Below are 2,190 nucleotides of genomic sequence, written 5' to 3' on the forward strand. Positions count from 1 at the left end.
TTTTCATTAAAAAAAATGATTAAATTGATTCAGTTTTATAGACTGTTTAATTTAATCGCGATAATTAATAGATGATGTAAGGGAGAACAACATGAGACTAATTCCATTGAAAAATGCTGTACAGGTCAGCCGTTGGGCAGCTAGTTATATTGTAAAAAAGATCAATGAATTTCAACCGACAGCAGAAAAGCCGTTTGTGTTGGGGCTGCCGACAGGGAGTACGCCGCTGCAAACCTATAAAGAATTGATCAAACTGTATCAGCAAGGAAAAGTGAGTTTTAAAAACGTGGTCACGTTCAATATGGACGAATATGTCGGGCTGCCACAGGATCACGAACAAAGCTATCACACATTTATGTGGCAGAATTTTTTCAACCATGTGGATGTGCAGGCGGAAAATGTCAATATTTTGAACGGTAACACACCGGATCATGATGTAGAATGTCGTTTATATGAAGAAAAAATTCGTTCCTACGGCAAAATTCACCTGTTTATGGGCGGTGTCGGCAGTGATGGTCATATTGCGTTTAACGAACCGGGATCATCGCTGAGTTCCAGAACGCGGATTAAAACCTTGACCGAAGATACACTGATTGCCAACTCGCGCTTCTTTGATAATGATCTGGCTAAAGTGCCGAAATATGCCTTGACGATTGGCGTTGCGACCTTGTTGGATGCAGAAGAAGTGCTGATTTTGGCAACAGGTCACAACAAGGCATTGGCATTGCAAGCCGGGGTCGAAGGTTGTGTCAATCACTTATGGACGATTAGTGCGCTGCAAATGCACACTAAAGCAATTTTGGTGTGCGACGAACCGGCAACGCAAGAGCTGAAAGTCAAAACCGTCAAGTATTTTACCAATTTGGAAGCGGCTGAAATTGCCAGTGTGGCATAAGGGGAAATGATGCGTTATGCGTTAACCAACGGCGTGATTTACACGACAGACAAAGCACTGTATCAACATGCGGTGATTGTTAATAATGAATTGATTGAAGCGATAGTGCCGGAACAAGATCTTCCTGCTGAGATTGAGCGCGTTGATTTGGCTGGGAAAAACCTGAGCGCTGGTTTTATCGATCTGCAATTAAATGGTGCCGGTGGAGTGATGTTCAATTTGGATACCACCGTTGAAACCTTGTACACCATGCAGCAAACCAATATGCGTTACGGCTGTACCAGCTATCTGCCGACCTTTATCACTGCGCCAGATGAAGGCATGAAAAGTGCGGTTGCGGTGATGCGCGAGTATTTGCAAGACAGCAACAATGCCAATCAGGCGTTGGGATTGCATTTAGAAGGCCCTTACCTGAGTCTTGAGAAAAAAGGGGTGCACCGTCCGCAGTATATCCGCCAAATCTCCCCGGAAATGCTGGAATTTTTATGTGCTAACGGCGATGTGATCACCAAACTGACGATTGCGGCAGAAAATGAAGCCGCTCAGTATGTGCAACGCTTTAGCGACAGCGGAATTTTGGTATCGATCGGACATTCCAATGCCAATTATGAGCTGGCGAAAAAGCGGATTGATGAAGGCATTGGTTTTGCCACCCATCTGCACAATGCCATGTCGCCAATCAGTTCCGGACGTGATATGGGCGTGGTCGGTGCAGTGCTGGAGTCGGATATTTATACCGGTATTATCGTGGACGGGCTGCATGTCACTTGGTCGAATATTCGCTTTGCCAAGCAGATTAAAGGCGAAAAATTGGTGGTGGTAACCGATGCAACCGCTGCTGCCGGTGCTGATATCGAATGGTTTGATTTTGTCGGTACCAAAGTGATTGTCAAAGACGGAAAATGCTACGACGAAAAAACCGGCAGCCTTGGCGGCTCGGCGATTACCATGATTGAATCGTTGCAAAATTTAGTGGAACAGGTCGGCATCGACTTGCTTGAAGCGCTGCGAATGTGTTCGCTGTATCCGGCGCGCGCGATTGGCGTTGACCGCACTTTGGGATCAATTGAAGTCGGCAAAGTGGCAAATCTTACCGTGTTCGATCACCGTTTCCAAGTGTCTGCTACCGCAGTCAATGGCGTATTGCACCACTATTAAAACAACGGATTTAGCAGTGCAAAAGTGCGGTATGCTATTTGGCTACCGCACTTTTTAACATGATAAAGATTAGGGTCTGTTGATCTTTGTTTATAATTTGAGCTATAGACTCTTTTTTGCCACTCTTTTGTTTTGCA

At 45.2% G+C, this 2,190-nt stretch carries 2 protein-coding genes; both read left to right on the plus strand.

Annotation, left to right across the window (positions count from 1 at the left end; genetic code table 11):
- The first annotated feature begins 91 nt into the window (after positions 1-91).
- Positions 92-895, plus strand: coding sequence for a glucosamine-6-phosphate deaminase (gene nagB / locus FHQ30_RS11305; RefSeq protein ID WP_139612089.1), 804 nt, complete (start codon positions 92-94; stop codon positions 893-895).
- A gap of 9 nt (positions 896-904) precedes the next feature.
- Positions 905-2,053, plus strand: a complete 1,149-nt coding sequence (nagA, locus tag FHQ30_RS11310; protein ID WP_139612090.1) for an N-acetylglucosamine-6-phosphate deacetylase — start codon at positions 905-907, stop codon at positions 2,051-2,053.
- Positions 2,054-2,190 lie beyond the last annotated feature (137 nt).

This window comes from Testudinibacter sp. 'clade 2' (genome assembly GCF_006227735.1).
In the GTDB taxonomy this organism is placed as follows: Bacteria; Pseudomonadota; Gammaproteobacteria; order Enterobacterales; family Pasteurellaceae; genus Chelonobacter.